At 57.6% G+C, this 2,245-nt stretch carries 1 protein-coding gene and 2 pseudogenes; all 3 read left to right on the forward strand.

Annotated elements, in window-relative coordinates:
- Positions 1–272: pseudogene (locus ARB69_RS25200) on the forward strand (hypothetical protein); the annotation flags it as partial.
- A gap of 127 nt (positions 273–399) precedes the next feature.
- Positions 400–1,893, forward strand: coding sequence for a complex I subunit 5 family protein (locus ARB69_RS25205; protein WP_055155370.1), 1,494 nt, complete (start codon positions 400–402; stop codon positions 1,891–1,893).
- A 12-nt stretch (positions 1,894–1,905) separates the two neighbouring features.
- Positions 1,906–2,245 (forward strand): annotated as a pseudogene (locus ARB69_RS25210) (proton-conducting membrane transporter); the annotation flags it as partial.

A 2,245-nucleotide genomic window follows, 5' to 3' on the forward strand; every position in this document is an offset into this window, starting at 1 on the left:
CCCTGGAACGGCCGGCCTATGCGGCAGCGGTGCTGGCGGCGCTGGCGGTGAGCACGGTGCTCAATGCGATTTATTTTATGAGAGTGGTCCTGATCCTGTATACTCCGCTGACTGCAGAGGAAAAAGCGGCAGGGATGAAGGAGCAGACAACCGGAAATCCCTGGCAGTTTAAGGCGGCCATTGCGGGAGGCGTGGCCCTGACGCTGTTTTTGGGCATCTGTACGGCGCCCGTGATGCAGGTGGTCAGACAGGGGCTGGAGATCTTTGGATAAGGGGGGTACTGCCTTTGGAGTGCAGTGACCGGCGGAAATTTTGAGAAGAGAGCGCTGGCGGAAAACCAGCCGTAAAGCTGGGGACAGGAAAGTTTCCGAAGGTGCTCTGAGGCGGATAGGAGGAAATATGTACACACAGGCGTGGATTCTATGTTCAATCTTTATACCGGCAGCGGCAGGGCTTCTTTTCCTGGTGCTCCCTGCCAAAAAAATGGAGGAGAAAAAGATGTCCCGGGCGGCGGTGGCAGCCCTGGCCCTGACCGTAGTGTCAGTGGCCCTGCTGCTGGTTTCCTACGGCCGGGGGAGCGGGGCAGAGCTGACCTTGCTGACCCTGACAGAGGGCCTGGACATCACCTTCCGGCTGGATCACCTGGGGGCTTTTTTCCTGGGGTTCATTGCCTTGGTCTGGCTGCTGGGGGGCATCTTTTCGGTAGAATACCTGCACCATGAACACCATAGGCGGCGGTTCTGGGGCTTTTACCTGCTGACATTGTGTGCGCTGCAGGGCCTAAGCCTTGCGGGGAACCTGGTGACCATCTATCTGTTTTTTGAAATGATGACCCTGGTGTCCATGCCCCTGGTTTTGCATGCCCAGAGCCACGAGGCGGTCATGGCGGGGCTGAAGTATCTCTTTTACTCCATGTGCGGGGCTTACATGGCGCTGTTCGGGGTCTTTGTGTTTTACCACTTTGGAACCAGCATGGATTTCCTGCCCGGGGGCGTGATGGACCCGGCGGTGCTGGCCCAAAACGGGACCATCCTGCACCTGGGGCTGTTCTTCATGATCCTGGGGTTCGGCGTGAAGGCCGGTATGTTCCCTATGCAGGCGTGGCTGCCCACGGCCCATCCGGTGGCGCCGGCCCCGGCTTCGGCCGTGCTCTCGGCCATCATTGTAAAGGGCGGGGTCCTGGCGGTGCTGCGCTCGGTGTATTACATTGCGGGGGCGGAGTTTCTGCGGGGGAGCTGGGTGCAGTATACCTGGCTGGTGCTGGCGCTCTTTACCATCTTCCTGGGCTCCATGCTGGCCTTTAAAGAGCCGGTGTTTAAGAAGCGGCTGGCCTACTCGTCCGTGAGCCAGGCTTCTTATATTATGCTGGGCATGGCCATCTTAAATCCCGTGGCCCTGACCGGGTCCCTCCTGCATGTGTTATTCCATGCATTGATTAAGACGGCTCTTTTCTTAAGCGCGGGGGCGGTCATTTACCAGACAGGATATACCAGGGTGGACCAGCTTCGGGGGATCGGGAAAGAGATGCCCGTGACGCTGTGGTGCTATACCTTTGTGTCCCTGGCCTTAATCGGGATCCCTCCGGCCAGCGGATTTATCAGCAAATGGTATCTGGCGGAAGGGCTTTTGGAGAGCGGGGTCAGGACCTTCTCCTGGCTGGGGCCGGTGGTGCTGCTTGTGAGCGCGCTGCTCACGGCGGGGTACCTGCTTCCGGTTACCATCGACGGGTTTCTGCCCGGCAAAGATTACAACTACCAGGCAATGAAGAAACGGGAGCCTTCGCTTAAGATGGTGGTGCCCCTTTTCATCCTGGCCGCAGGGGCGCTGCTCATGGGCGTGTTCCCGGGCAGCCTGATTACATTTCTTGGAAACATAGCGGCAGCGGTCGTATAAGGGGGTGGGGACATGAACGAAACGTTTTTAATCATAGCCGTGGTTTTTCCGATCGTGACAGCGGTCTTCATTCCGCTCATTCCGTTTCGGAAACGCGCGCACATGGAAGTCTATATCGAAGCCGTGGTCCTGCTGACTTCGGCCCTTGTCCTCCTGCTTTTGTTTAACCGGCCGGGGGAACTGGTGCTGCTGCAGTTTTCAGAGAAGGTGTCCTTTGCTTTGAAAATCGACGGGATGAGCATGGTGTTTGCGGGGCTGATCTCGGTCCTGTGGCCCATTGCCACCTTGTATTCCTTTGAGTATATGTCCACGGAAGAGCGGGAGCAGCCGTTCTTTATGTTTTATACCATGA

Origin of the sequence: Faecalicatena contorta, from assembly GCF_001404335.1 — a bacterium.
Classification (GTDB): domain Bacteria; phylum Bacillota; class Clostridia; order Lachnospirales; family Lachnospiraceae; genus Faecalicatena; species Faecalicatena contortus_B.

Bases quoted from the DNA above. Each gene is read 5' to 3' on its own strand.
- ARB69_RS25205 (WP_055155370.1), top strand. From the start codon at position 400: ATGTACACACAGGCGTGGATTCTATGTTCAATCTTTATACCGGCAGCG.